This is a genomic window from Acinetobacter sp. Marseille-Q1623 (assembly GCF_902809895.1).
Taxonomy (GTDB): Bacteria; Pseudomonadota; Gammaproteobacteria; order Pseudomonadales; family Moraxellaceae; genus Acinetobacter; species Acinetobacter piscicola_A.
In genome coordinates this window covers 257,999-283,875 of the sequence record NZ_CADDWG010000001.1, presented here as the reverse complement: position 1 = coordinate 283,875, position 25,877 = coordinate 257,999, and the positions used below count along the sequence as shown (strand labels likewise).

The 25,877-nt window shown below is 38.2% G+C and carries 28 protein-coding genes and 1 pseudogene; 21 read left to right on the top strand and 8 right to left on the bottom strand.

Annotation, left to right across the window (positions count from 1 at the left end; translation table 11 throughout):
* The first annotated feature begins 44 nt into the window (after nt 1-44).
* The 3 genes from HUV91_RS01345 to pal all read left to right on the top strand — a co-directional run bounded on the left by HUV91_RS01345 (nt 45) and on the right by pal (nt 2,682).
* Nucleotides 45-599: a gamma carbonic anhydrase family protein gene (locus tag HUV91_RS01345; protein ID WP_174492282.1), complete on the top strand. Its 555-nt coding sequence runs from the start codon at nt 45-47 to the stop codon at nt 597-599.
* A gap of 137 nt (nt 600-736) precedes the next feature.
* Nucleotides 737-2,023 (top strand): Tol-Pal system beta propeller repeat protein TolB, encoded by a 1,287-nt coding sequence (tolB, locus tag HUV91_RS01340; protein WP_174492281.1) that lies wholly within the window; start codon nt 737-739, stop codon nt 2,021-2,023.
* Between the two features lie 98 nt (nt 2,024-2,121).
* On the top strand, nt 2,122-2,682 hold the full coding sequence (gene pal / locus HUV91_RS01335; RefSeq protein ID WP_174492280.1) for a peptidoglycan-associated lipoprotein Pal: 561 nt from the start codon (nt 2,122-2,124) through the stop codon (nt 2,680-2,682).
* 66 nt (nt 2,683-2,748) lie between these two features.
* Here the strand turns inward: pal and HUV91_RS01330 are convergent, their stop codons facing one another.
* A complete protein-coding gene (locus HUV91_RS01330) occupies nt 2,749-2,934 on the bottom strand; it encodes an NF038105 family protein (RefSeq protein WP_130074734.1) in 186 nt (61 codons plus the stop codon).
* 180 nt (nt 2,935-3,114) lie between these two features.
* On the opposite strand from HUV91_RS01330, the gene HUV91_RS01325 reads away from it, so the two are divergent.
* The 5 genes from HUV91_RS01325 to HUV91_RS01305 all read left to right on the top strand — a co-directional run bounded on the left by HUV91_RS01325 (nt 3,115) and on the right by HUV91_RS01305 (nt 6,453).
* On the top strand, nt 3,115-4,089 hold the full coding sequence (locus HUV91_RS01325) for a class 1 fructose-bisphosphatase (protein WP_130074733.1): 975 nt from the start codon (nt 3,115-3,117) through the stop codon (nt 4,087-4,089).
* 101 nt (nt 4,090-4,190) lie between these two features.
* Nucleotides 4,191-4,967: a TrmH family RNA methyltransferase gene (locus HUV91_RS01320; protein ID WP_174492279.1), complete on the top strand. Its 777-nt coding sequence runs from the start codon at nt 4,191-4,193 to the stop codon at nt 4,965-4,967.
* A gap of 158 nt (nt 4,968-5,125) precedes the next feature.
* Nucleotides 5,126-5,740 (top strand): RNA polymerase sigma factor, encoded by a 615-nt coding sequence (locus tag HUV91_RS01315; protein WP_165353096.1) that lies wholly within the window; start codon nt 5,126-5,128, stop codon nt 5,738-5,740.
* Nucleotides 5,733-6,059, top strand: coding sequence for a hypothetical protein (locus HUV91_RS01310; RefSeq protein ID WP_130074730.1), 327 nt, complete (start codon nt 5,733-5,735; stop codon nt 6,057-6,059). Before HUV91_RS01315 ends, HUV91_RS01310 begins: the two co-directional genes overlap by 8 nt.
* Nucleotides 6,049-6,453 (top strand): DUF3106 domain-containing protein, encoded by a 405-nt coding sequence (locus HUV91_RS01305; RefSeq protein WP_174492278.1) that lies wholly within the window; start codon nt 6,049-6,051, stop codon nt 6,451-6,453. The genes HUV91_RS01310 and HUV91_RS01305 overlap by 11 nt, the downstream gene beginning before the upstream one ends.
* Before the next feature lie 174 nt (nt 6,454-6,627).
* Here HUV91_RS01305 and cysN read toward each other — a convergent pair whose 3' ends face one another.
* Nucleotides 6,628-8,241, bottom strand: coding sequence for a sulfate adenylyltransferase subunit CysN (gene cysN / locus HUV91_RS01300; protein WP_174492277.1), 1,614 nt, complete (start codon nt 8,239-8,241; stop codon nt 6,628-6,630).
* Between the two features lie 133 nt (nt 8,242-8,374).
* The gene (gene cysD / locus HUV91_RS01295; RefSeq protein ID WP_171457503.1) at nt 8,375-9,283 is read right to left on the bottom strand and encodes a sulfate adenylyltransferase subunit CysD; all 909 of its coding nucleotides are present in this window, start codon (nt 9,281-9,283) and stop codon (nt 8,375-8,377) included.
* A 146-nt stretch (nt 9,284-9,429) separates the two neighbouring features.
* On the opposite strand from cysD, the gene HUV91_RS01290 reads away from it, so the two are divergent.
* From HUV91_RS01290 to HUV91_RS01275, 5 genes and pseudogenes are all read left to right on the top strand, one after another.
* Nucleotides 9,430-9,870 carry a GNAT family N-acetyltransferase gene (locus HUV91_RS01290; RefSeq protein WP_174492276.1) on the top strand — a complete coding sequence of 147 codons (441 nt, stop codon included), beginning with the start codon at nt 9,430-9,432 and terminating at the stop codon, nt 9,868-9,870.
* Nucleotides 9,871-10,030: 160 nt separating this feature from the next.
* Nucleotides 10,031-10,252 carry a hypothetical protein gene (locus HUV91_RS01285; RefSeq protein WP_174492275.1) on the top strand — a complete coding sequence of 74 codons (222 nt, stop codon included), beginning with the start codon at nt 10,031-10,033 and terminating at the stop codon, nt 10,250-10,252.
* Nucleotides 10,253-10,276: 24 nt separating this feature from the next.
* A pseudogene (locus tag HUV91_RS16670) lies at nt 10,277-10,651 on the top strand (tetratricopeptide repeat protein); the annotation flags it as partial.
* A gap of 96 nt (nt 10,652-10,747) precedes the next feature.
* Entirely contained in the window at nt 10,748-10,924 is a 177-nt protein-coding gene (locus HUV91_RS16665; RefSeq protein ID WP_323847977.1) for a hypothetical protein, read from the top strand.
* Nucleotides 10,925-11,100: 176 nt separating this feature from the next.
* The gene (locus HUV91_RS01275) at nt 11,101-11,628 is read left to right on the top strand and encodes a hypothetical protein (protein WP_174492273.1); all 528 of its coding nucleotides are present in this window, start codon (nt 11,101-11,103) and stop codon (nt 11,626-11,628) included.
* Nucleotides 11,629-11,812: 184 nt separating this feature from the next.
* Here the strand turns inward: HUV91_RS01275 and HUV91_RS01270 are convergent, their stop codons facing one another.
* Nucleotides 11,813-13,270, bottom strand: coding sequence for a capsule assembly Wzi family protein (locus HUV91_RS01270; protein WP_174493567.1), 1,458 nt, complete (start codon nt 13,268-13,270; stop codon nt 11,813-11,815).
* Nucleotides 13,271-13,479: 209 nt separating this feature from the next.
* On the opposite strand from HUV91_RS01270, the gene HUV91_RS01265 reads away from it, so the two are divergent.
* Nucleotides 13,480-13,977, top strand: coding sequence for a DUF2059 domain-containing protein (locus HUV91_RS01265; RefSeq protein ID WP_174492272.1), 498 nt, complete (start codon nt 13,480-13,482; stop codon nt 13,975-13,977).
* 56 nt (nt 13,978-14,033) lie between these two features.
* Here HUV91_RS01265 and lysS read toward each other — a convergent pair whose 3' ends face one another.
* Nucleotides 14,034-15,563 (bottom strand): lysine--tRNA ligase, encoded by a 1,530-nt coding sequence (lysS, locus tag HUV91_RS01260; protein WP_130074722.1) that lies wholly within the window; start codon nt 15,561-15,563, stop codon nt 14,034-14,036.
* A gap of 114 nt (nt 15,564-15,677) precedes the next feature.
* Here lysS and HUV91_RS01255 point away from each other — a divergent pair, with 114 nt between their 5' ends.
* Together HUV91_RS01255 and HUV91_RS01250 are read left to right on the top strand one after the other, a co-directional pair.
* Nucleotides 15,678-16,397 carry a hypothetical protein gene (locus tag HUV91_RS01255; protein WP_174492271.1) on the top strand — a complete coding sequence of 240 codons (720 nt, stop codon included), beginning with the start codon at nt 15,678-15,680 and terminating at the stop codon, nt 16,395-16,397.
* A 363-nt stretch (nt 16,398-16,760) separates the two neighbouring features.
* The gene (locus HUV91_RS01250) at nt 16,761-17,252 is read left to right on the top strand and encodes a YqiA/YcfP family alpha/beta fold hydrolase (protein WP_174492270.1); all 492 of its coding nucleotides are present in this window, start codon (nt 16,761-16,763) and stop codon (nt 17,250-17,252) included.
* 55 nt (nt 17,253-17,307) lie between these two features.
* Here the strand turns inward: HUV91_RS01250 and HUV91_RS01245 are convergent, their stop codons facing one another.
* On the bottom strand, nt 17,308-17,850 hold the full coding sequence (locus HUV91_RS01245; RefSeq protein ID WP_130074719.1) for an adenine phosphoribosyltransferase: 543 nt from the start codon (nt 17,848-17,850) through the stop codon (nt 17,308-17,310).
* Nucleotides 17,851-18,448: 598 nt separating this feature from the next.
* On the opposite strand from HUV91_RS01245, the gene rubA reads away from it, so the two are divergent.
* From rubA to oxyR, 4 genes are all read left to right on the top strand, one after another.
* Nucleotides 18,449-18,613: a rubredoxin RubA gene (rubA, locus tag HUV91_RS01240; RefSeq protein WP_065994895.1), complete on the top strand. Its 165-nt coding sequence runs from the start codon at nt 18,449-18,451 to the stop codon at nt 18,611-18,613.
* 77 nt (nt 18,614-18,690) lie between these two features.
* The gene (locus HUV91_RS01235) at nt 18,691-19,878 is read left to right on the top strand and encodes an NAD(P)/FAD-dependent oxidoreductase (protein WP_174492269.1); all 1,188 of its coding nucleotides are present in this window, start codon (nt 18,691-18,693) and stop codon (nt 19,876-19,878) included.
* 59 nt (nt 19,879-19,937) lie between these two features.
* Nucleotides 19,938-20,876 carry an esterase EstB gene (estB, locus tag HUV91_RS01230; protein WP_130074717.1) on the top strand — a complete coding sequence of 313 codons (939 nt, stop codon included), beginning with the start codon at nt 19,938-19,940 and terminating at the stop codon, nt 20,874-20,876.
* A 13-nt stretch (nt 20,877-20,889) separates the two neighbouring features.
* Nucleotides 20,890-21,798 (top strand): LysR family transcriptional regulator OxyR, encoded by a 909-nt coding sequence (gene oxyR, locus HUV91_RS01225; protein WP_130074716.1) that lies wholly within the window; start codon nt 20,890-20,892, stop codon nt 21,796-21,798.
* 76 nt (nt 21,799-21,874) lie between these two features.
* On the opposite strand, the gene ppk1 is transcribed toward oxyR, so the two are convergent.
* Together ppk1 and mtgA are read right to left on the bottom strand one after the other, a co-directional pair.
* Nucleotides 21,875-23,950, bottom strand: coding sequence for a polyphosphate kinase 1 (ppk1, locus tag HUV91_RS01220; protein WP_174492268.1), 2,076 nt, complete (start codon nt 23,948-23,950; stop codon nt 21,875-21,877).
* A gap of 121 nt (nt 23,951-24,071) precedes the next feature.
* Entirely contained in the window at nt 24,072-24,749 is a 678-nt protein-coding gene (gene mtgA, locus HUV91_RS01215) for a monofunctional biosynthetic peptidoglycan transglycosylase (RefSeq protein WP_174492267.1), read from the bottom strand.
* Between the two features lie 75 nt (nt 24,750-24,824).
* Here mtgA and HUV91_RS01210 point away from each other — a divergent pair, with 75 nt between their 5' ends.
* Nucleotides 24,825-25,634, top strand: coding sequence for a rhomboid family intramembrane serine protease (locus HUV91_RS01210; protein WP_174492266.1), 810 nt, complete (start codon nt 24,825-24,827; stop codon nt 25,632-25,634).
* Nucleotides 25,635-25,877 lie beyond the last annotated feature (243 nt).

Below are 25,877 nucleotides of genomic sequence, written 5' to 3'. Positions count from 1 at the left end.
CTTTTATAATAGAATTCAATTACATTTATAAATAGCGAGGTCTTATGAAAAAGAATATTCGTGCGTACTTAGACCAACATCCTAAAATCGACTCAACCTGCTATATTGATGATTTGAGTGTCATTATTGGTGAAGTTACACTCGCTAAAAATGTATCTGTTTGGCCTTTTGCAGTGATTCGTGGTGATGTGAATTCGATTAAAATCGGAAAAAATAGCAATGTGCAAGATCATTGCATGTTACACGTCAGCCACAAAAAAGAGTCTAAGCCCGAAGGTTCTCCACTCATCATTGGTGAAGATGTTACGGTTGGACATCATGTAACTTTACATGGTTGTCGCATTGGTAATCGTGTTCTGATTGGCATTAATACTGTGGTTTTGGATGATGTGATTATTGAAGATGACGTGATGATTGGCGCTGGAAGTCTAGTTCCGCCTCGTAAAGTCCTTAAAAGTGGATACTTATATGTGGGGAGTCCTGTACAACAAGTGAGACCGCTCACCGATGCTGAAAAGGCATTCTTACCCTATTCAGCGCATCATTATGTCAAAGTTGCCAACAACTATTTAGAGAATGACGCATCGAAATCATCATAAAATCATAAGAATGTACATTTGCATTCAACATTTCACTGAACATTCATAATTACATGCTTTATATAGATTAAAATCATGTCTTTATGCTACAAAGCTATTTATAGTTAAAAAATCAATATTTGAGTACATGAATACCCATGAAGATCACGCCTAAACACTTACTCAGTTTGGCAGTCATATTGGCTTCTTTTAGCCCTGCCTTGATCACTCCTGTATATGCTCAATTGCATTTAGAAATTGCTAAAGCACCTGAAGAAGCGCCTAAAATTGCGATTCTCCCTTTTGGCAATGATCAAACGATTTATCCCATTGTTGAAAATGACTTAAATCGTTCAGGTCGTTTCAGCAGTTCATCAAAAAATTTACCTGCAACTGCAAGTTTAAACAATATTAATGCAGAAGCTTGGAAAGCCAGTGGTGTACCTTATGTTGTTGTGGGTGATACTAAAACCAATCCTGATGGTTCATTGGCTGTACATTACCAACTCTATGATGTCCAAAAACAAAGCTTTTTATTGAATGAGTTACTGACTGTTCCAGCATCTCGTGTACGTTCTGCAGCGCACATGATTTCTGATGCAATTTATCAAGCATTGACAGGAATTAAAGGGGATTTCAGTGGGCGCATTGCCTATGTATTACGTAATCCAGCGACACCTGAACAGCGTTATACTTTACAAATTGCGGATACCGATGGTGAACAGCCAAAAACGATTTTGACTTCTCGTGATCCAATTTTATCACCTGCATGGACACCTGATGCACAAAAAATTGCATATGTGTCTTTTGAAACTAAACGCCCCGCAATTTATGTACAAGACCTCGCAACAGGTCAACGTGAAAAATACGCGAGCTTCCGTGGATTGAACGGCGCACCAAGTTTTTCACCCGATGGTAAATTCATGCTATTCACAGCGTCTATGCATGACAATCCTGAAATTTACCAAATGGACCTAGAAACACGTCAAGTTAAACGTATGACCCATGATAGTGCCATTGATACTGAAGCACGTTATGCACCTGATGGTAAATCATTTATCTTTACTTCAGACCGTGGTGGTTCAGCACAAATTTATCGTTATAACTTGGCAGATGGTACAACCAAACGTCTCACCTTCCGTGGCGCATTTAACGCACGAGGTTCTTTAAGTGCCGATGGTAAATACGTGGCATTGGTACATCGTCCTTCAGGCAGCAACTATAAAGTCGCGATCCAAGAGATTTCAACAGGCATTACCAATATTCTGACACCGACAAGCCTAGATGAATCCCCAAGCTTCTCACCGAATGGACAAATGGTGGTGTATGCAACACGTGAAGGCAACCGAGGACTGTTATCGATTATGTCTACCGATGGTCGTTTCCGTATGAATTTACCAAGTGAACAAGGTGAAGTTCGTGAACCCGCTTGGGCTCCGAAATAGCTTAACAAAATATCACTTTTTAACATTGTGATAATTTTTTACTTTCAATGCTTTAATCAAAAATATGCTGTAACTTAAAAAACTTTATGGAGTTAATAATGAATACGATGAAATACTTAGCACTACCTTTACTTACCGCAACTTTGGTAATGACAGGTTGTGCAAACCGCAAACCAACCACTGATGCCAATGCAACAACAAACCCAAGTACCGTAAATACAACAGGTTTGAGTGAAGATGCAGCATTAAATGCGCAAAACCTTGCAGGTGCTTCATCAAAAGGTGTGACTGAAGCCAATAAAGCATTTTTAGCAAAACGTGTTGTACATTTTGACTATGACAGTAGCGATCTTTCAAACGAAGATTATCAAACCTTACAAGCACATGCACAATTTTTAGTGGCAAATGCGAACTCTAAAATTGCCTTAACAGGTCATACAGATGAACGTGGTACACGTGAATACAATATGGCTTTGGGTGAGCGTCGTGCTAAAGCTGTACAAAGCTACCTAATCACCAACGGTGTTAACCCAGGTCAATTAGAAGCGGTAAGTTATGGTAAAGAAATGCCTATCAATGCTGGACATGATGAAGCAGCTTGGAAAGAAAACCGCCGTGTAGAACTTAACTATGAAGCAGTTCCACCCTTATTAAAATAATGATCATTGAATAAAAATAGATCAGAATAAAAAAGCGCTCATTTTAAATGGGCGCTTTTTTATAACTTAAGACTCTGTTTCCGTTTGCTTGGGACTTTGCATGGATTCAATAAGGTCATGCTTATTGAATTTTTTATACTCAGGTTTTGCTTCGTAATCTTTCCATGCATCTTTTACATTTTCGGCACTAATTTCATTTAAATCAATACCATCATTTGGTGTTGGAGTCGCTTCAAACTTTTGCGTGGTCATAACAGTGCTCCTTTAATATTATCCTTTTGTACCTTCAACATAGCACTTTATAAAATACTTTCAAGGGCAAAATCACGACAAATAACACAGGATGATTTTTATTTTGTGTCAAACTCATCTAAAATAGCCCGATTGTTTAATTTGTTAGAACATTATCGCTTTTATTGGAGCAGCTTTGCTATGTCAAATCGCACTTTATCCCAGTATTTACAACTACAACAAGGGAACTTAACACCTGAACTTGCAGATGTGATTGAAACCATTGCCAACACATGTAAATCTATTGACCAACTCCTACAAAAAGGTGCATTGGCTGGTGTTTTAGGAAGTGCGCAACATGAAAATGTTCAAGGCGAAGAACAGAAAAAACTTGATGTTATCTCAAATGATTATTTGATTGATGCATTAAAAGTGAATAAAAATGTCGGTGGCTTAGCCTCTGAAGAATTAGATGAATTCACTGCTGCACAAGAAAATGGTAAATACCTCGTATTATTTGACCCACTTGATGGTTCAAGTAATATCGACATTAACATGTGTGTTGGTACCATTTTCTCTATTTTAAATGCCAAAAATGCCGTGACTCAAGCGGATGACTTTATGCAAGCTGGTAAAGATCAAGCGGCTGCAGGTTATGTACTTTATGGTCCATCTACAATGATGGCGTTAACTGTCGGTGCAGGCACTGTATTCTTTACGTTTGACCCTGAATCAAAAGAATTTTTACTCACCTCTGAAAACATTCAAGTCGCTGCTGACACGAAAGAATATGCAATTAATGCATCAAATGCACGTCATTGGGAAGCACCTGTAAAACGTTATATTGATGAATTACAAGCAGGTAAGACATCTGTCCGTGAAAAAGACTTTAACATGCGCTGGGTGGCGTGTATGGTGGGTGACATTCACCGTATCCTTTGCCGTAGTGGTATTTTCTTATATCCATACGATACCAAAGATCCAAAAAAAGCAGGTCGTTTACGCTTGATGTACGAAGCAAACCCAATGAGCATGCTGATGGAACAAGCAGGTGGTGCTTCTACTACAGGTCGAGTACGTATTTTAGATATTCAACCCACTGAATTACATCAACGTGTACCTGTGGTGATCGGTTCTAAAAATGAAGTTGAGCTCGTTACAAGCTATCACAACTAAATTGTAATCTTTTTTATTTTACTCTCTATTACAGGGAGTAAGTCCATTCAGGGGTTGTTGCGATTGCACAACCCCGATTTACATCTCTTGGATGCACTCCCATGCCCACTATTTTTCTAGAATCTCGCGACAATCCAAAAATCAAACATTTACGTGGTTTGATTGAACAAAATGCTTATCGAAAAAAACAAGGTCAAACCGTACTCGAAGGCACTCATCTTTGCCTATCGTGGTTAGAAAAAAAGCGCCAAATCAAATCAATTTTTACCACTGAACATGCCCTTGAACATGCCGATTTTGAAAAAATTGCAGAATATTATCAAGGTGTTATTTTTGTACTCAGTGAAACCTTATACAAAGACTTGAGTACATTAGGGACAACTTTAGCCTGCTTAGCAATTGTCGACTTACCGACCTCAACTCAGGCATTAAATTTTACAGAAGACACACTGATTTTGGAAAATGTACAAGATCCGGGCAATGTCGGTACACTGCTCCGCTCCGCAGCTGCGGCAGGTATTGAACAAATTGTCTGCACCAAAGGTTCTGCCTCTTTATGGTCACCACGCGTACTACGTGCAGGCATGGGCGCTCATTTTTCTCTACAAACTTATGAAAATATTGTTTTAGAAGACATTCTTAAACAGTTTAAAATTCCTGTCTATGTCACCAGTTCCCACGAGTCTGAAAGTTTATACAGCAAAAACTTACGCCCACAGTGCGTTTGGATCTTAGGCAATGAAGGTCAGGGAGTATCTGAATTTGCACTTCAACAAGCTGAAGCTGTGACTATTCCTCAACCTGGTGGACAAGAATCGCTCAACGTTGCTGTTGCAGGTTCAATCTGCTTCTTTGAAATGGTACGTCAACGCCTTTAATTCGTTAAATTATTTTATTGTTTGAACTGTAACTTAAAAAATCCTTTAAACTGATAAAAATAATTGTATTGTTTGTCAACCCACCCGAGTTTTTAAACGTTATATGTGTAGGTTTATAAAATTATGGTGGGTGCCCAATGACGGGATTTTCCATCTCTATGGATTTAGCACCAAAGAAGTCACAGTCTGAAACAACTGCTGCTCTAAAGAGTACGGCTGAGCAACGTCTGAAGTTTTTTATGCAAGACGTGACAGGTCGTGCCTTGGTGATGATGGAAAGTGCAACTCAGGGTCATAATGGTATTGCCATGGACTTAGTACAAGAAGCCTTTATTTCTTTACACAAATCCTATGCTGAAAAGTCAACCGATGAATGGTATCCCCTATTTTATACAATCTTAAACAATAAGTTACAGGATTGGCGCCGTAAAGAAGCTCGTCGTGCCTCACCTTTTTCATTGTTTCGAAAAGTCGATATAAACAGCGACGATGAAGAAGTAATGGACATTGTAGATGAGTCCACGCCTAATCCTTTACAGTTTTTAAATCAAGATTTGACCGTTGAAGAAATTCAGGAAGCGATCAGTCGCTTGCCTGTGCGTCAACAACAAGCATTTATGTTGCGTGCATGGGAAGGTTTTGATACCCAAACTACAGCAGAAATTATGAACTGTACAGAAGGTAGCGTTAAAACCCATTACCATAGGGCAATTCAAGGATTGAGAACTATGTTATCGCATTTAAATCCTTATGGAGGATCATCGGATGAATAATGATGATTTCACGAAACAAGTTACATCTAAACTTGATGGTCTTGCTCGTAATCATCGCAACAAAGCGGTGGTGATGAATAATGTACTTGAGCATATCCATGACAAGCCCTCTTCTCGTTTTGCTCATTGGAAAATGACAGGCTTTGCTTTGGCAGCAGCATTAACAGGCATTGTCATTTTACCGAATGCTTTTCATTCTGAACAAACAACGCCTGCTACACAGCATGTTGTTGTTACCCCTAAGCTTTCACCACAAATGATGGAGGATTTAGAGATGTTGTCTGTATTTGGTGAGGATAGTCATTCCCATGGCAGCTAAAAAATTCGTTTTGGCTTTTTGTGCGATTGGTTTTTTGCAAACAAGCTTTGCAGGCTTTGAGCGTCTTTGGATTTTTTCTAAAGATGCAGATACACCAGTAAACGACACTTGGGATACCTTATCTGACGATGAACAACGTGCTTTAATTAAGCGTTATCAAAATCTAAAAGAAATTCCTGAGTCGCAAAGTGTGGCTTTGCAGCAGCGAATGGATTGGTTTACACAACTTCCTGAAGAAGAAAAGCAAAAAATGCGTGAAGTTTGGCAACAAATGAGTAGCTCTGAACGCAATGAAATGCGCAACAAAATGCAAAAAGCAACAACAGCTGTACAGCGAAATGAGTTACGTGAAGAATATATTCAAAAATATCTTTCTTCGGTCAGTTCACATTGACTATGTGCCTCGAAAGAGGCTTTTTTATTGCTACTTTAAATCATACCCGTCAATATTTTATGAGATCCATTTTTTTACAACTTCACTGCTAGTTTGATTATGGTATATTCTTCTCATCATAATGCATTTAAAAAAACCCGCTTTCGCGGGTTTTATTTATATCAATCCAATCTTTTACAGACGAACTGTTTCTACAATTTTCTCAGCCAATTCTTCAACTGTTTCTTGAGCAAAAGTCACATCTGAACCTTGCTCAACATCAGTGATCACAACCACACCTGTTTCACGAAGCAAAGCAACTTGCTCAGTAGACAGACCTACTTTAGCAATTGCGACTACACCTTGTTGAATCAATAAACTTTCCAGTGCTTGTGCATTTTCAAGGACTTTCGCAGAAACAGTGATGACAGCAGGTTTTTGACCTAAACGTGCAGCACGCGCTTCAGCAGTCACAGGTTCATTGTGCGCAGTCCATTCCACTGCTGCCTCAACCATACCCGCACCCACCGTCACGTTACTTAAACGGTCAATGAAGATGAACGAACCTGTATAACGGCTGTCCTGATAACGGTCAAACAATACGGGTGCATCAAACTCGATTTCAACATCTGCAATCGCATTTAAATCCAGTTGATCGACCTGAGTTTTTTCCAAAGTATTCACATTGGTACGGTAGTTAATTTTCTCAACTTTAGCAGGAACAGTTTGCGTACCAATTTTGATGTTATATAACTTACCCACCACCAAAGGCTGGTCTGCCATCCACACTACGGTCGCACGTACAGAACGTGACAAAGATGGTTGCTCACCCGCTTTCACCAAGACATTACCACGGGAAACATCAATTTCATCCTTCAGCGTCAACGTTACCGCTTGACCTGCAATCGCATGATCTAAATTACCATCAAAAGTCACGATCTCTTTAACAGTTGATTTCTTACCCGATGGTAAAGCCACGATTTCATCGCCAACTTTCACTTCACCCAAAGCAATCGTACCGCAGAAACCACGGAAGTCAAGATTTGGACGGTTGACATACTGCACCGGGAAACGGAATTCGTGCGCACTAGTATCACGTGTAATTTCAACAGTTTCCAACGTTTCCATCAAGGTTTTACCTTGATACCACGGCGTATTTGGTGATTTGTTGACAACGTTATCACCATTCAACGCAGAAATTGGCGAGAATATGATATTTGCAGGTTTACGGTCACCCAATTGGTTCACGAATGCATTGTATTCTGCTTGAATTTCATTGAAGCGCGCTTCAGAGAATTCAACCAAGTCCATTTTATTGATCGCAACCACGATATTACGAATCCCTAAAAGGCTCGCAATAAAAGTATGACGACGTGTTTGAGTTTGTACACCATAACGTGCATCGATCAAGATAATCGCAAGATCCGCAGTAGACGCACCAGTCGCCATGTTACGAGTATATTGCTCATGCCCTGGGGTGTCTGCAATGATGAACTTACGTTTTTCAGTTGAGAAATAACGGTAAGCCACATCAATAGTAATCCCTTGCTCACGTTCAGCTTGTAGACCATCGACAAGTAACGCTAAGTCAGGTGCATCACCCGTTGTACCGACTTTTTTAGAGTCACGCGTCACGGCTTGTAATTGATCTTCATAAATCAATTTTGAATCGTAAAGTAAACGGCCAATTAAAGTCGATTTACCATCATCGACATTACCGCAAGTTAAAAAACGCAAAAGGTCTTTATTTTCATGCTGTTTTAAATATGCCAAGATATCTTGGCTAATCAATTCTGATTGATGAGACATTGCTCAAAGCTCCACAATATTCTTTAGAAATCGGTTTCTTTTAATCCCCCTGTTTCCCCCTCTTATAAAGGAAGGACAATCTCTTCTCTTTTTTAAAGATGAGCAGCACTGCTGCGCAAGGGGAGAGATTAATTTAGAAATAACCTTCCTGCTTTTTCTTTTCCATCGAGCCAGCTTCATCATGGTCAATCATACGACCTTGACGCTCTGAACTTGTAGCCAAAAGCATTTCTTGGATAATTTCAGGTAAGGTATTTGCAGTTGACTCAACAGCACCTGTTAATGGATAACAACCTAAAGTACGGAAACGTACCGATTTCATTTGTGGAACTTCGCCTTCTTTTAAGCGCATACGTTCATCATCCACCATAATGAGCGTACCACTACGTTCAACCACGGGACGCTCAGCAGCCAAATACAATGGCACCAAAGGAATATTCTCTTGGTAGATATATTGCCAAATGTCTAACTCAGTCCAGTTTGACAATGGGAATACGCGAATACTTTCACCTTTGTTCACTTTACCATTGTAAAGATTCCAAAGTTCAGGACGTTGGTTTTTTGGATCCCAACGATGTTTTGAGTCACGGAATGAATATACACGCTCTTTAGCACGAGACTTTTCTTCGTCACGGCGTGCACCACCGAAAGCAGCATCAAACTGATATTTATCTAGAGCTTGTTTTAGGCCCTGAGTTTTCATAATGTCTGTATATTTCGAGCTACCGTAATCAAATGGATTTACACCTGCATCTTTACCTTCTTTATTTTGATGCACGATCAGATCGAAACCATGTTCTTTCGCCATGTTGTCGCGGAACTTAATCATGTCTTTGAACTTCCAACCTGTATCGACATGCAACAGTGGAAATGGAAGTTTTGCAGGATAGAATGCTTTTAAAGCAAGATGCAGCATAACCGCTGAGTCTTTCCCGATTGAGTAAAGCATCACTGGGTTCTCAAACTCAGCAGCAACTTCACGGATAATATGAATACTCTCAGCCTCAAGCTGTTTGAGATGAGTAAGTCTTTCCTCAGATATAGACATTGACAGCACCAGCTCACAAAAAGGTGTACTTATTACACATATTAAAATTTATATTCATTATAGTGATTTGCAGATGATTTGATTTGCTTGTTTTTTTATATACATATATAAAATCATCATAAACAAAAAAGGTTTTTAGCATGATCAGCATTCAGCCCTTACAGCATCTTCACTTTAATCAATGGCTCGCCCTGTGGCAGAGTTACCTCAAATTTTATAAAACAGAAATGTCAAGAATACAAAGCATAACTTCTTGGAACAGAATCACAAATCCTGCACAACAAGATCTGTTTGGTTTTGGTATTTTTAAAGAGGATCAACTTGTGGGTTTTGTACACTTAGTCTCGCATCTAAGCACATGGACATCATTACCTTATTGCTACCTACAAGACCTTTATGTCGATGAAAACTATCGTCAGCAAGGTTTAGCACGTCAGCTCATTGAATATGTCTACGCCTATTGCAAAGAAGATTTTGACCGTGTGTATTGGCTCACCCATGAAACCAATCAAACTGCACAGTATTTATATGATCGTATTGCCAGTAAAACAGGCTTTATACAATACAAAAAAAGCTTATAAATACAAGATTTGAATGCTTAAATACATATATTTTCAAGCTTTGTCATGCGATGTAAGAATCGCTATTGTTGGATTTGCACATTTAAATTGATTTACAAGCACTTAGGCAGCAAAACCCACTTTATTCCATATTAAAAAATTTAAAATAAAAGGAGCACTCATGCCTCAGCATCATCCTCATACACGTTTGTTCGTTTTGCTGTTTAGCTTGATTTTGCCCTTATTAAGTCATGCTGGAAATAATGGAGAACTGCAATTTAAAGACATATGCCAAGCATATGATGATCAAAATAAAATGCACGAATTTAACCAATGTATCGAAGATTTTTTAGCACAAACACCTGAGCTAGTCGTAAATGACAATGATCAAATTTTTGAATAAGCAGAACAATTCAGACTTGGACTCGAAGGTATAACTAATCATCAACTGGCGTTGAAATACTATCAGCAAGCGGCTGAAAATGGTCATACTCAGGCACAAACAGAACTCGCAACGATCTATGCTGAAGGTGAAATAGTTAAAAGGGATTTAAATCAAAGCTTCAAATGGCTTTCAAAAGCCGCTGAACAAAACGATGCTTTAGCACAATTTTTGTTAGGCAAGCTCTATCTGAATGATCATTTTGAACAAAAAAATCCTCAAAAAGCTATCGTGTGGATCACAAAATCTGCTCACAATGACAATCGAGTAGCATCTTATGATTTAGGAGTCATTTATCATGAAGGTAAAATTATTCAAAAAGACCTTGATCGAGCCATCTATTGGTACAAATATTCAGCCAATTTAGGTTACTCTCCCGCTCAACTCCATCTCGTCAATCTTTATCAGCTCGGTTATGGTACACCTACACCTGAAAATAAAGCTTTAGCGCAAGACATGTACCAAGAAAAAATAGACTCCAAATCTGTTCAAGCCTTTATGTTTATGGCAGAAAGCTATCACTATGGTCGAAATGACTTCCCTTTAGATCTGCAACTCGCTCGACAATGGTATCAAAATGCTGCAAATCTTGGACTCCGTGAGGCAAAAGAGAAATTAAAAAATTTAAAATAAATTTATTTTTACTTATGAAAATCATAATCTTATAATAAAAATTACACCTAATCTACACCAACAAATAGTGTTGATTTAGACTTAAAAAATTAATTTCTATTAAAATCAAATCTCAATACAGTTGCAAATTTTGTGTACCATATTTTTTACGCTAAAACATTTAACTAAAAGTACTTATGTTCGATCTACTTCAAATTCAACAACAACTAGAACGTGCTCAACTTGCAGGTCATATTTATCGACAAGACAACATTCTCGTACTACAAGCCCCTTATCAAGATGATGGTTCAGCACTCAATGTTTTCGCTCAACATGAACATTCGGGGGAGCAAATTGGTTTACAGTTCGCAATTCAAATCAATGAACAACATATCGATTATTTAATTGGGATCACCTTGAGCAACCAAGACCGACTTTATGAAATTGCGCCAGGTAATTTAAAAGGCGAACAACGTGCTTTTAACTTAATTTATGCATTTTATAATTTTCCAAAAAAGTTTTATCTGCTTAAAATCCCTTTTACAGCGGACACTACTGAATTTAATGCTGTTTTTGAGATGCAACTCTTTCATCGAACAGAATTAAAATTTTTAGATACTGCTTTAAAAACAGATCCACATGGGCACAATATCCCGTGGATCAAACATTTCATGTTAAGACAAGCACTGGAAATGAAAGTGCGTATCCAATTAGCCATCTTATAAAGAAGCAAAAAAAAGCTTATCCATAGGATAAGCTATAAAACGATTAAAAATATAACGTTAACATCATATTTTTAATGGTAGGAATTACTTCTTTATGGTCATTAAAGAAGTAAAATCATTTTATTTCAGTACCTGCTTTCAATCTATCCCTGAAATCAGGTATTTCTAAAAGACAATTGTCTACTTAGTAACCAAATATAGCTTTATCTAATGGAATTTCCACACCAATAGAAGCTCCAGCATCATTACCTTCGCGATCAGAGTCACTTACCCAACCATTAATTTTTAACGGAACAGTCGGTTTTAGATAATGCGTCCATGTTAAATCCAATGCTTTAATTTTATCATCTTCAGGGAAAGCAGCATTGGTTAAACGATTTGATTGATTAACTTTCGCAAAAATCGCGCGACCGCTTAAACGATTCATAAGATCTAAACGAATATCACCACCAACTGAGACCATTTCACCATCGCCCCCCATCGCATGACCCAATGAGAAACCATGCTGATAATACCCATCTTTATAAATGTGATGGTTATAAGAAATACCTTTTGCATCACCATTGGTTTCAGTATTCGCCCATTCGGCATACACTTGGAATGGCATATCTTTATATGCTGAAGAATAATCTGCACCCGCTAGATACATTTTTTTAGAAGGTAATAAACCCGCTTCATCTTCACCAATAAATTGCCCATATAGGCTCATCGGAACATTGGCTAATTGTTGCAAATTCAAACGAGCATCAAAACCTGCCAATTGGTTTGATGCATTTCCTTCTCCTGAACAACCTTGTGCATTACATTCATTATCTTTACCAATAAATGCATTCCAATACGCTTTTGCACTACCAGGTTGTCCTTCACCATCAATTTGGAATGTACGTGAGGCACCTAGCTCTAAATACGGCAAAGGTTGCGCAGTTAAACGTAAACCCACTAAATTCGCATCTGGTACTGCTTTGTAATCATCCAAACGACCTGCAAATGCTTGATATTGCCAAGGACCAATCCAAGACAACCACTTAGACTCAAAGGCATTTTGCTGTGCACGCTGCGCAGTGAAACCATAAACAGGACGACTTGCATCACCACGAATCAAACTACCATCATGTCCAGGCCCCCAATAGGTTGGAATTTGACCCGCAATTAACCATTGATTAAAAAGTTTACCTGCAAGATAAGAACCTTCAACATTGACATCTTGACCATTGTCAATTTGTGGGTCTTTCTCACCATTGACCCGAATTTTTGCATCCCAATTTTCACCGCCCGCATTAAACTCTAAAGAACCGACATATTGTGCTTTTTGACTATCACCAAATGCCTGCGGCACATTTTTTTGATCTGTTTCAGCAAATAAGCCCAACTTCGCCATTTGATTGTCTGCTTTCAAAGCATTTTGAATTGAAGCAATCACTTTTTGTTGGGTGTTATTGGTCACTTTAGCTGCGGAGAGCGCACGTTGAATCTCATCACCGCTCATTGGCCAAGTTGATGTACTGATTTGAATCACGCCTTGTTGATTTAACCAGTTTAAATCTGTACGAATATCTTCATTATTGAGCACCAACCCTTGTGCAAAAATAGGCAAAGATAAGCTTGCCAATACAGCAGCATATAATGATTTCTTTAAAAACATGCGCATTTATTCTCTAAACATTGCTGAGCACCACCATAGTTTTTTTGACACTATTTTTCAATGGTGAAACTGTATTATCATTATGATTCTACCGATAATCTATCAATGACGATTAAATTCATCACATCGATATACTTCATCTCATCTCAACACCCTATAAATGACTATACAAAACGCTTAACTTCTATTCATAACAAAGAATTTTTATTATGCTCAAAAAATATATTTATCCAATCATGTTGTGCTCTATGTTCTCGGCAAGCGCTTTTGCTGAAACACCATCAAAAGCGTCTATTCAGCAACTGATGCAACTGCTTGATGCTCAAACCCAGTACGAACAAGAACTCGAATATAGTAAACAAAGTTATCAAGAGATGATGCAACAAGTACTTGATAGCCAAGCAAAACACTTAGATGAGGACAAACAAAAGAAGTTTCAAACATTTAGCGCAGAAATGCTTGATTTAATGATGCAAGAATCACAATGGACACAGGTTGAACCTGAAACCATTCAAGTTTGGCAAGACATTTATACCCAAGAAGAAATCAATAGCATGATTCAATACTATCAAACACCGATGGGACAAAGTATTCTAAAAAAAATGCCGCTCGCTACTGAAAAAAGCAATGCCATTGTACAAGGCAAAATTGATAAATTTATGCCACAGTTCATTGAAAAACTCAAAAACTTAACCACACCGCACTAAGCAATACACAAAAAAAGCCACTGATTTCAGTGGCTTTTCTCTATTTAACTTAAAAATTAATTTGATTTAATACGCATATGTGGGAATAAAATCACATCACGGATACTTGCAGCATTGGCAAATAACATCACCAAACGGTCAATACCAATACCCTCACCTGCTGTAGGAGGTAAACCATATTCTAACGCTTCAATGAAGTCCGCATCATAATGCATTGCTTCATCATCGCCCGCATCTTTCTCAGCAACCTGTGCTTGGAAACGCTCTGCTTGGTCAATCGGGTCATTTAACTCTGAGAAACCATTTGCCAACTCACGACCACCAATGAAGAATTCAAAACGGTCTGTGATATGTGGATTATCATCATTACGACGAGCCAATGGAGAAGTTTCTGCAGGATATTCCGTAATGAATGTCGGTTGACGCAGTTGAGTCTCAACCGTTTCTTCAAAAACGATGGTTTGTAATTTACCTAAACCAAAACCTGGTTTCACTTGTTCTTTCAGTTCATTTTTCACGAAGTCTGCTAGGAATTCACGGTCGGCTACATTTTCAGGAGTGAACTGTGGGTTGTGTTCAAGAATTGCATCAAACATCGAGATTTTCTTGAATGGACCTTTGAAGCTATACACTTCTTCGCCATAAGGCACATCGGTTGAACCCAAGATGTCAATGGCTAATTTTTCAAGCATCTTTTCAGTTAATTCCATCAAGTCTTTGTAATCTGCATAAGCTTGATAGAATTCGATCATGGTGAATTCTGGATTATGACGTGTAGACACACCTTCATTACGGAAATTACGGTTAATTTCGAATACACGCTCGAAACCACCGACAACCAAACGTTTTAAGTAAAGCTCAGGTGCAATACGTAAGAACAATGGCATATCTAATGCATTATGATGTGTTTCAAATGGACGTGCAGATGCACCACCTGGAATCACATGCATCATTGGTGTTTCAACTTCCATGAAACGTTCATTGGTTAAGTAGTTGCGAATGCCTGACACCACTTTTGCACGAATTTCAAAAGTTTTACGTGTTTCTTCATTCACAATTAAGTCTAAATAACGTTTACGATACTTCGCTTCAGTGTCAGATAAACCATGGAATTTGTCCGGAAGTGGGCGTAATGACTTCGTGAGTAATTCAAAATGTTCAATATGAACATAAAGATCACCTTTGCCTGAACGACCGATATAACCTTCTACGGCGATAATATCACCCAGGTCTAAACTTTTAATCGTGTCTAATACTTCAGCAGCAAGTTCTTTACGTGCAACATACAGTTGAATACGACCTGTCATATCTTGGATCACGATGAATGAACCACGGTTCAACATCACACGACCTGCAACTTTTACATGCACATGTTCGCCAGCTTCGATTTCTTCTTTAGATTTATCAGCGAATTGGTCTTGTAAATCTTGCGCATAATGTTCACGCTTAAATGTATTTGGCCACGGGCTAACACCTGTTTCCTTGGCGTGATCTTGGATTTGCTTGAGCTTGGCATGACGCTGTGCGATTAAATCGTTTTCGGAAATGTGTTGTTCAGAAGTCGATTGAGCGTTATGTTGCGTCATCTCTGCCTCGATTGTAATAAAAAACGGAAGTTGCATAGCATAGCAGATTTACATCATAATAAGCAGCACACAATTGCAGCAATTTCTAATAAAGCCCAATTAAATATTCAAGCTATGTCTAAATTTTCTATTATTTTTCTAAGTCAGTTACTTTTTACCACAGCTGCATGGGCAATTGAGCAAAATAATTCTACTCAAACAATCACTTCCGCCCCCTACATCTACAGCTTAAATCAAGTCGAACACACCAATTTAAAGACTGAAAATTATGTTTGGCAAATTGAATTAATGATAGATACACAGAATAAAAGCATTTCCCACAAATTACTCAACCCAAATGCAAAATTTCCAATGTTAGATCGACGTGCTTTAGAACTCGCACAAAATTATAATGCTGAAGAGCTGGAAAAATTAAGCAATATCCCTGCTATTGAAGAGCAAACACAAAATACAATACACCGCACAGCACAACCCACAAAAAGTTATATTTTACATGTTAAATTCCCTTTAGGTGTTGCTTGGAAAAAGCAACCTCGCTTTCAACGCTTAGCTGAAATTTCAGCAAAATTTTGTAAATTGCGTGCCGATGATCCTTTTTATGAGCAAGCAATCATCCGTAAAGATCGTGACTATACTTTTAAAGCCAAACTCCATATCAACCACGACGGTGTCGTGAATTCTGTCAAGCTACTCAATCCTTCCTCTAATATAAGCTTAAATAATTTAGTATATGAAGAGCTTAAGTCTTCCCAATTTCAACCCTACAATGAAAATGGTATTCCTATAGAGTTTGAAGCCGAACAACCGATACAATTGGTTTGTCCGCATTCTTAAAAAATCTAAAAATGACTATCTTCATATAGGACTTTAGTCGGCTTCAACTGAGCAAAATACTCAATATGCAACAGGACTACATTCCTTTACGTTATAAAACACATAGATATTCCAACCAAATAACTATTAAATAATATTTAAAAACATAAATTTACTTAAAAAAATATTATTTAATTTAAAAAGATTTTTTTACAAACAATCAATCGCTATCACTGAAAATCTTTATCTTAGACCAAAATCTAACTAGGCTTTTTAAAGTGACTGAGTACAATAATTTTAGAAATAGTTGAAAAGTAAACCATATCAATTTCTCTATCTTTGTGAATAAAGACAGTTTTAAAAGTGAAAAAAATGAATATGTATATGTCAAAAATATTATTTATGCACGGGCTCGACTCATCAAAAGATTCAACCAAATTTCATGCATTAGATGCTGCACAAAAATATTGTATAGATATTGATTATCGCAATTTAAACTATGACACTGTCGCAGAGCTTTATCAGAATATTATCCATAAAATTCAACCCAAACTTATCGTTGGACATAGTCTAGGGGGATATTGGGCATTAAAAATGTCACAACTTTTTCGTATTCCTGCCATTATTGCCAATCCAAGTTTGCAGCCTGATTTCCGTACAGACTATGCTCCCATCACCGTGCATGATTTAGAACATGATATTCCACAAACAGCGTATATTGAATTAGGTGATGAAATTCTTGATATGTATGAAACTTCAAATATTTTAGAGTCTTATATGCATGTTGAAATGATGCAAGGTGGACATCATCGCTTAGCCTCACCAGATAATTTAAATCGCATGCTGGAATATATGCAAAAGACCTTTGCGCTATAAAAAAAGCCTTGTAAATCATGTTTACAAGGCTTTTTAAAATCTCTTTATGTAAGATTTAAGCAACTGCTGCTTCAGGTTTAGATTGCTCATCCAAAACTGACCAAATAGTTAAACCTAAATCGCCATGTAAGTCTTGCAAATCAAGGAAGATACTTGCACCCAATACAGTATGATTACATTTATTCATCAACTGTTTAACGGCTTTTAAAGTACCACCTGTTGCCAACACATCATCCACAATCATGACTTTTTGCGGTTGAATATCAGCAGACATTTCCAAACGATCTAGACCATATTCAAGGCTATAACCCACACCAATCACAGGAGGTGGAAGCTTACCTGCTTTACGCACTAACAATAAACCTTTGCCTGTACGTTGTGCCAATAAACTTGCCAAAACAAAACCACGTGCTTCTACAGCCACAAAACTTTCCACTTCGGCCAATTGCTCAACAGGAATACTTGCCACCAATGCGTCTGTCAATGGCTCAAGATTTTTCATAAAAAGTGGCGTTAAATCATAAAAACAAATACCTGGTTTAGGAAAATCTTGGACCGTACGAATGTGAGACCACAAAGCTGTAGACGTGTTCATAATGGGGAGACTGTATGAATGAAAGGATGCTGCAATTTTAACTTGATTGATGTATTTTTAAAAGTCGCTAAGACAATGAAAGCACAATTCATTTTTATAAGTTATTGATTTAACAATAACCATTTATTTAAAAAATATTAGGTATAGATTTATATAATCCATTATATTAAAAATTAAAGAAAAAAGCTTTTAGACCATCGTCTAAATAGCGTAATTTTCATCTAATGTATTGCAATCAAGATAGAACTCAAATTTCAAACATTTTGATAAATAGTTTGATTTTAGTGTAAATATTCTAATTCTACATAAAAATTTATTTTATATACATCGTAAAATAAATGAAAAATCACATATCATCCACCCAGATTAACTCAAAAAAACTGTGAAATTCGCCCAAACAACCACGCTTTTGTCCTACTCTGCCATTCAGCTTTAGAATTAGTTGGGTAAACTCCAATATTTACTTTACATTCGTTGTTGAACTGCGTAAAAATTTATTTGAATATGTACCCATTGCAATGCATATCACTAGAGTCAATGTAGTAGCAAGATTTTTGACTGACAGCAAACATAAGCCATCTGTCAGATTTTGGAGAATTAGATGAAAAAATATCAATGCATCGTTTGTGGTTGGATTTATGACGAAGCAGAAGGCTGGCCACAAGATGGCATCGCAGCTGGAACAAAATGGGAAGATATTCCTGATGATTGGACTTGCCCAGATTGTGGTGTATCTAAAGCTGATTTTGAGATGGTAGAAGTATAATCAGTACATCAGAAAAGACCATGTTCACATGGTCTTTTTTATCACGTATATAATATTGCAATAGTATGGAGAATCATATGCAACCAGTCGTCATCGTAGGTTCAGGCATGGCGGGTTATACCCTAGCAAGAGAATTTCGTAAATTAAGCACAGAACAAGAGTTGGTGATGATTTGCGCAGATGATGCGGTGAATTATGCAAAACCTACACTTTCCAATGCACTTGTGGGCAAAAAAGCACCTGATCAAATTGGTTTAGGTGATGCTGAAAAAATGGCAGCACAATTAAACATGCGGATCGAAAAAGAAACATGGGTAAAATCAATTGATGCAGAAAAGCATCAGTTAACCATTGAAAAAGATGGTCAAGTATCTACACAAGACTATTCAAAACTGGTTTTAGCAGTGGGTGCAAACCCAATTCGCCTTGCTATTGCAGGTGATGGCAGTGATGACATTCATGTGGTGAACTCGCTCATCGACTACCGTGCATTCCGTGATTCCCTTGAAAATTGTGCAACAGGTGAATGTGATGCCAAACGTGTTGTGATTTTAGGTGCTGGTTTAATTGGTTGTGAATTTGCCAATGATTTACAAAACACAGGCCATCAAGTGACTGTCATCGATTTAGCACCTCAACCATTAGGTCGTCTATTACCCAATCATGTTGCACAAGCTTTCCAACAAAATCTGGAAGAATCAGGCATCAAATTTGCGTTAGGCACGACGGTTGAAAAAGTCTCTAAAGTTGAACGTGGTTATGAAATTTCGCTTGCAAATGGTCAATCTCTTGCTGCTGATGTGGTTTTATCTGCAATTGGTTTACAACCGAATATTAACCTTGCAAAAAGCGCAGAAATTGCCACCAGTCGTGGTGTCATTACCAATACTTTATTAGAAACCAACCAACCCGATATTTATGCGATTGGTGACTGTGCTGAAGTGAATGGAACCTTACTTCCATATGTTATGCCATTAATGCAACAAGCACGTGCCTTGGCAAAAACACTCAGTGGTCAAAGTACCCATGTACATTATCCAGCGATGCCTGTTGCCGTCAAAACCCCTGCTGCACCATTGACTGTATTACCCGCTCCAATCGGTGTCGATGTCACTTGGGACAATGAAGAATTTGATGATGGTATGTTATCCAAAGCAACCGATGCTGACGGTACATTACGTGGCTTTGTACTGCTCGGTGCAACCGCAGGTAAACAACGTTTAGCACTCACTAAATTGGTGCCAGACCTCATTCCTGCAACATAAGTTAAAGTGATATAATCAAGAATGTTCTAGCAATAGAACATTCTATAAGGAAAATAAAAATGAATAGCGCACTCCAATTTGAAGCTTCCCCCTACACAACATTTATGCAAGAGACCAAAGTCGATTTAGGCAATGGCATTCAATTGCATGTTGAGTCTGGAGGTAATCCTGAACATCCCACTATTCTTTTGGTCATGGGTTTGGGTGCGCAAATGTTATTTTGGCCTGATTTTTTTTGTAAATCCTTAATTGATCAAGGCTATCACGTGATTCGTTTTGATAACCGTGATATTGGCTTATCGTCTAAAGTCCGCCATCAAGGACCACGCCTCAATACGATGAAAATGATGGGACGTTTTGCCTTTGGTATGCCAAATCAAGGTGCTCCGTATAATCTCTTTGACATGGCAAATGATGTTGCCCTCTTGATTGAACGCTTGGGTCTAGACAAAATCAATATTATTGGTGCGTCGATGGGAGGAATGATTGCCCAAATCTTAGCAGCAAAATATCCTGAAAAAATAGAAAAAGTGGGTTTACTCTTTACCAGTAATAATCAACCCTTGTTACCGCCACCATTTCCAAAGCAACTCTTTAGTCTTATCGGCAAACCCGAATCTCACGATGAAGATGGCATTATTAACCATTCTTTGAAAGTTTTTAAGACCATTGGCTCACCGGGTTATCTCAACCAAGTCGAAGCCATGCAGATGGCACGTAAATTATATCAACGTAGTTACCATCCTGCGGGTGTACTTCAACAGTTTTTAGCAATATTATGTACAGGTTCATTATTGAAACTGGATAAACAAATCCAAAAGCCGACGCTCGTGGTACATGGTTCTCGTGACCGTTTACTTCCGCCAAGTCATGGCAAGGCGGTGGCAAAAGCAATTCAAGGCGCTAAATTTGAATTAATTCAAGGAATGGGGCATGATATACCACCGCACTTCATTCCCCAACTGAGCGGTTTATTTGCGCATCATTTTAAATTATAAACATTAGGACACTATGGCTGCATTACCATCCCTAAGACAGCTGTCATATCTCGTAACGCTGTCCGAGACGTTGCACTTTACTGAAGCAGCGCGCCGTTCGTTTGTCACTCAGTCCACCCTTTCAGGCGGGATTATGGAGTTAGAACGTTTATTGGGTGGCGTACTCGTTGAACGTGACCGCCAAAATGTACGTTTAACCCCACTTGGCGAGCAAGTCGTTGCCCGAGCCCGTGTTCTACTCGCTGATGCTCAAGACTTAATGCGTTTGAGTCGTGAGATGAGTGAGCCTTTGACTGGCGATTTACATCTTGGGATTATTCCAACGATTGCTCCGTTTATTTTGTCGCAACTGTTGAGTGAAGTTCATAAACAACTTCCAAAAATTCAGTTACATTTGCATGAAGCACAAAGTGAAAAAATCGTAGAAAAACTTGAGCATGGCAATTTAGACATGATCATGTTAGCACTGCCTTTTGACACACGTGGTTTAAAAGTTGCTGAAATTTCCAAAGAAAATTTATTTTTAGTGTGTAATAAAGCCGACCAAAATGCAGTCAATGCACGCTCTTTAGATGACTTAGATTTATCACATCTTATGTTGTTAGAAGAAGGTCATTGCTTACGTGATCATACTTTAAGTGCCTGCCCAATCGGTGAGCGTAAAAATGATCATCGTTTAAAAGCAAGCTCTTTGCCAACTTTGGTGGAAATGGTTAACTCTAACTTAGGTTTTACCTTATTGCCTGAAATTGCTGTGCATACAAACATGCTGAAAAGCAATGAGCAATTGGTCGTTAAACCTATTGAAAATGCACCCTCACGCACGTTGGCTTTAGTCACACGTAAAAGTACTCCTCTACAAAGTGAGTTTGATGTCTTAATCCAAATTTTACAAAAAATTATTGCTGTAGAATTGCACTAAGCTTAAGTTTTCAATTTTGAAAATATGATTAAAAAAATGGAGTCTAATGACTCCATTTTTTTTACGTACTTTTTATCTATTTAAATGCTTCAAGTAAAACACGTTGTGCATTATGTAGTTTTTCACCTTCTTTAGGCTCTGCACGCACCCAAGTACCATTTCCTTGCAACAACCAAGCCTGTTGATTATCCTGTAAATAATTCAATAAACCTTGTTGATAAATACGTTTTTTCAATGCTGGATCTTCAATTGGAAAACAAACTTCAACGCGATTAAATAAGTTACGATCCATCCAGTCCGCACTTGAACAATAAATACGCGCATCACCATTGTTGCTAAAATAATAAACACGCGTATGTTCTAAGAAACGCCCCACAATTGAACGTACACGAATATTTTCCGATAGATTTGGTAAACCCGGACGCAAACAGCAAATTGAGCGAATAATCAAATCAATTTGCACACCTGCTTGAGATGCTTCATAAAGTTTATTAATCAATTGTACTTCAGTGAGTGCATTGACTTTCACAATAATCTGCGCAGGCTTACCCGCTTTAGCATTGGCAATTTCTTCATCAATAAATGCGATCAACTGTGCATGCAAAGTAAATGGTGCATGAAGAAGCTTCTTCAACTTCGCCATTTTCCCCATACCTGTCAGTTCTTGAAAAATGCGATGCACATCTTCACACAGCTCTTTGTCTGTGGTCATTAAACCATAGTCTGTATAAATACGCGCATTAGTCGCATGGTAATTTCCCGTTCCTAAATGCACATAACGCACCAATTTATTGTTTTCACGGCGTACCACCAAAATCATTTTGGCATGGGTTTTATAGCCCACAATCCCATATACAACCACTGCGCCTGCTTCTTGTAAAACATTGGCGACTGCAATATTTGATTCTTCATCAAAGCGTGCACGTAACTCAATCACCGCAGTGACTTCCTTACCATTACGTGCTGCTTCAGCAAGTACTTGCACAATTTCAGAATCCGCACCACTACGGTATAACGTTTGTTTGATCGCTAAGACTTGTGGATCACGTGCAGCTTCACGCAATAGGTTGATGACTGGGGCAAAAGATTCAAACGGATGATGTAGTAAAATATCTTGCTTTTGCATTGCCGCAAAAATATTTTCAGTCTTTTTTAGCACTTTCGGAATAGCAGGAATATGTGCATCATAACGCATGTGGGGACGTTTAAAGTTCGACACCAAACGTGCCAAATTCACAGGTCCATCTACTTTATATAATTGCTCTTCTTCTAAATCGAACTCATCGAGTAAATACTCATAAATATGCTGTGGACAATTTTCAGTCACTTCCAAGCGCACAGCACGACCAAATCGGCGCGAACTTAATTCACCTTTTAAGGCTTTCGCGAGGTCTTCAACATCTTCGTTCAATGCCAAGTCAGCATTTCGTGTAACACGGAATTGATAACATCCCGTTGCTGTCATACCTGGGAAAAGATCAGACACATGTTCATGAATAATCGCAGACAGCATAACAAAGTGCTCTTTCCCCCCTGTAAGTTCATCAGGCAAGCGTACAACACGTGGCAATGAGCGCGGCGCAGGTACAACAGCAAGATCAATTTGACGCCCAAAAGCGTCTTTTCCTTCTAGAGTCACAATAAAGTTTAAACTTTTATTCACTAAACGTGGAAATGGGTGTGCAGGATCAAGGCTAATTGGAGTTAAAACAGGAGCAACTTGTTCTTGGAAATATTTTTTAATCCACGCAGACTGTGCAGGTGTTAACTCACCACGACGTAGGAAACAAATGTCTTCTTCACGTAATTTTGGAAAAATTTCATCATTTAAAATACGATATTGACGTTCAATTGCAGCATGTGCAGTTTTTGAAATCGATTCTAAAACTTGTTTTGGCGTTAAACCATCTGGACTACGACTTTCATTACCTAAAGCCAATTGTTCCATCACCCCAGCAACACGAATTTCAAAAAACTCATCCATGTTACGTGAAAAGATCAATAAGAAATTCATCCGATCTAAAATAGGATGTAAAGGGTCAACCGCCTGTTCTAACACACGTAGATGGAAGTCTAAAATTGACAATTCACGATTAATATAGCGTTCATTATAGGTATATTCAGTTGCTGTATGATTTACTGCGGTAGTCATGCAAATTGCCTGCATTTAAAAATCTTTCTCTTAGTATGCTTCAATTTTGTGACAATTTCATAAAAAAAAGTGCATCGACTGCACTTTTTCTTGAGCAATTTATTTAAATTGCAAGACTTTATCAAGCCTCTGGAATTCGTGTAGAACGCATATATTTTAAAATTAAGCCTTTACGGTACTGCACTTTACGATCATCAGGATGTTCTTGATAATACTTAGGATTGGTCAAAATCGCAGCCAAAAATGCAGCTTGTTCACGGGTTAAACTTTGCGCACTTTTACCATAATAATGTCGTGTTGCAGCTTCTACACCGTAAATGTGATCTCCAAACTCAACTGAGTTCATATAGACTTCTAAAATACGTTGTTTCGACCACATACGCTCCATCATAATGGTCGCAATGGTTTCTTGCCCCTTACGAATATAAGAACGACGATTATAAAAAAATAAATTTTTTGCTAACTGCTGAGAAATGGTTGAACCACCCGCCACCACTTTTTCTTTTTTCATATTGCGTTCAAGCGCATTTTCAATGCCATCCCAGTCAAAACCATGATGATCAACAAATTTCGCATCTTCTGCAGCCACAATAGCATGTTTGAAATTATCACTAATGTCATCATAATCACGCCATTGGTGCTTGATCGGTTCAAAATCCGATAAGTATGTCCAACGCATAAACATTGTGGTTTCGACAGGATGGCTACGCCAGTACACCAAACTTGAAAAAATCCACAATTGAATCAGAATAAGAATACTGACAATGATTAACAAAGTACGAACAATAAAGGCTTTCACGTCAGTCTGTTACTCCTGAATGATCAAAAATCCATGCTAAGCTTAAGTGTATAACAAAGCACAGAATATAATGTTATGTCAGAAATGCAACAACCCTTCCAAGTCCAACCACGACAAGCCATTGGTAAAATCACCTTGATGTTAATCGTACTCAATGTGGGCTTATTTGCTTGGCAAATTGTTTCAGGTGTCAACATTAGTGACCCAAGTATCCGAGATGCATTACTTTGGGGTGCAGATTATGCACCTTTAACCTTTTTAGAAGAACCTTTTCGTTTATTTAGCAGTATGTTTTTTCACTTCGGCTTAATGCATTTGGGCTTTAATATGTGGGCGCTCTATGTATTTGGCAATGTTGCAGAAGAAAGCTTTGGCAAATTTTATTATCTCGGCTTGTACCTATTGGCAGGTTTAATGGGCAGCTTGCTCAGTGGTTATATTGATATTCGTAACAGCTATGAACTGTTACAAAGTTTCGATCAAAGCTTAATTCCCCGTGTATCTGCAGGTGCATCAGGTGCCGTTATGGGACTCGGTGGCGCACTGACGTTATTGTCCCTCTTTCCACCCACACCACAACAACGCTATATTTTAGATAAAAAGTCTTTACTCACGATTTTAGCAATTAACCTTGCATTTGGTTTTTTCACCTCAGGCATCAACAATGCGGCACATATTGGCGGCATGATCATGGGTGCGATCTTGGCATTATTGTGGTATTTGACACAACGTCATCAAAACAACACTCTACTAAAGATGCTCATTCTCATCATTGCGGCGGCCACAACTTATGTTATTTACCTGTATTTACAACACTTAATTCAACCACTTACACCTTTATGGAAAGATGCAGTCATCCAAATGAAAAGCCAATTAAATCTTTAACACAGACCATGTCTTGCACTTCTGTTTTGAGTCTAGAACACGTTTAGAAGCAAGCTTATGCCAATCTGTTAAATTAACTTTATATAGCTTAGTTGCTTTTGCTTTTCAGCATCAATTGATTTAAACAGGGTGATGCTATCGTGAGGCGACAAGGATGTCGCCGTTGGACAAGGGTGATATGGATATCCCCTTTGTCCAATAAAGGATTTTTGTCACTTTTGATCCTTCAAAAGTGAGGCATCG

Bases quoted from the DNA above. Each gene is read 5' to 3' on its own strand.
- HUV91_RS01235 (WP_174492269.1), top strand. From the start codon at position 18,691: ATGCAACCAGTCGTCATCGTAGGTTCAGGCATGGCGGGTTATACCCTA.
- ppk1 (WP_174492268.1), bottom strand. From the start codon at position 23,950: ATGACTACCGCAGTAAATCATACAGCAACTGAATATACCTATAATGAA.
- HUV91_RS01345 (WP_174492282.1), top strand. From the start codon at position 45: ATGAAAAAGAATATTCGTGCGTACTTAGACCAACATCCTAAAATCGAC.
- HUV91_RS01320 (WP_174492279.1), top strand. From the start codon at position 4,191: ATGCCCACTATTTTTCTAGAATCTCGCGACAATCCAAAAATCAAACAT.
- HUV91_RS01265 (WP_174492272.1), top strand. From the start codon at position 13,480: ATGCTCAAAAAATATATTTATCCAATCATGTTGTGCTCTATGTTCTCG.
- rubA (WP_065994895.1), top strand. From the start codon at position 18,449: ATGAAAAAATATCAATGCATCGTTTGTGGTTGGATTTATGACGAAGCA.
- lysS (WP_130074722.1), bottom strand. From the start codon at position 15,563: ATGACGCAACATAACGCTCAATCGACTTCTGAACAACACATTTCCGAA.
- estB (WP_130074717.1), top strand. From the start codon at position 19,938: ATGAATAGCGCACTCCAATTTGAAGCTTCCCCCTACACAACATTTATG.
- HUV91_RS01285 (WP_174492275.1), top strand. From the start codon at position 10,031: ATGCCTCAGCATCATCCTCATACACGTTTGTTCGTTTTGCTGTTTAGC.
- HUV91_RS01290 (WP_174492276.1), top strand. From the start codon at position 9,430: ATGATCAGCATTCAGCCCTTACAGCATCTTCACTTTAATCAATGGCTC.
- HUV91_RS01305 (WP_174492278.1), top strand. From the start codon at position 6,049: ATGGCAGCTAAAAAATTCGTTTTGGCTTTTTGTGCGATTGGTTTTTTG.
- HUV91_RS01310 (WP_130074730.1), top strand. From the start codon at position 5,733: ATGAATAATGATGATTTCACGAAACAAGTTACATCTAAACTTGATGGT.
- oxyR (WP_130074716.1), top strand. From the start codon at position 20,890: ATGGCTGCATTACCATCCCTAAGACAGCTGTCATATCTCGTAACGCTG.
- HUV91_RS01250 (WP_174492270.1), top strand. From the start codon at position 16,761: ATGTCAAAAATATTATTTATGCACGGGCTCGACTCATCAAAAGATTCA.
- HUV91_RS01270 (WP_174493567.1), bottom strand. From the start codon at position 13,270: ATGTTTTTAAAGAAATCATTATATGCTGCTGTATTGGCAAGCTTATCT.
- HUV91_RS01210 (WP_174492266.1), top strand. From the start codon at position 24,825: ATGTCAGAAATGCAACAACCCTTCCAAGTCCAACCACGACAAGCCATT.
- cysN (WP_174492277.1), bottom strand. From the start codon at position 8,241: ATGTCTCATCAATCAGAATTGATTAGCCAAGATATCTTGGCATATTTA.
- tolB (WP_174492281.1), top strand. From the start codon at position 737: ATGAAGATCACGCCTAAACACTTACTCAGTTTGGCAGTCATATTGGCT.
- HUV91_RS01325 (WP_130074733.1), top strand. From the start codon at position 3,115: ATGTCAAATCGCACTTTATCCCAGTATTTACAACTACAACAAGGGAAC.
- HUV91_RS01255 (WP_174492271.1), top strand. From the start codon at position 15,678: ATGTCTAAATTTTCTATTATTTTTCTAAGTCAGTTACTTTTTACCACA.
- HUV91_RS01330 (WP_130074734.1), bottom strand. From the start codon at position 2,934: ATGACCACGCAAAAGTTTGAAGCGACTCCAACACCAAATGATGGTATT.
- HUV91_RS01275 (WP_174492273.1), top strand. From the start codon at position 11,101: ATGTTCGATCTACTTCAAATTCAACAACAACTAGAACGTGCTCAACTT.
- HUV91_RS16665 (WP_323847977.1), top strand. From the start codon at position 10,748: ATGTACCAAGAAAAAATAGACTCCAAATCTGTTCAAGCCTTTATGTTT.
- pal (WP_174492280.1), top strand. From the start codon at position 2,122: ATGAATACGATGAAATACTTAGCACTACCTTTACTTACCGCAACTTTG.
- HUV91_RS01315 (WP_165353096.1), top strand. From the start codon at position 5,126: ATGGATTTAGCACCAAAGAAGTCACAGTCTGAAACAACTGCTGCTCTA.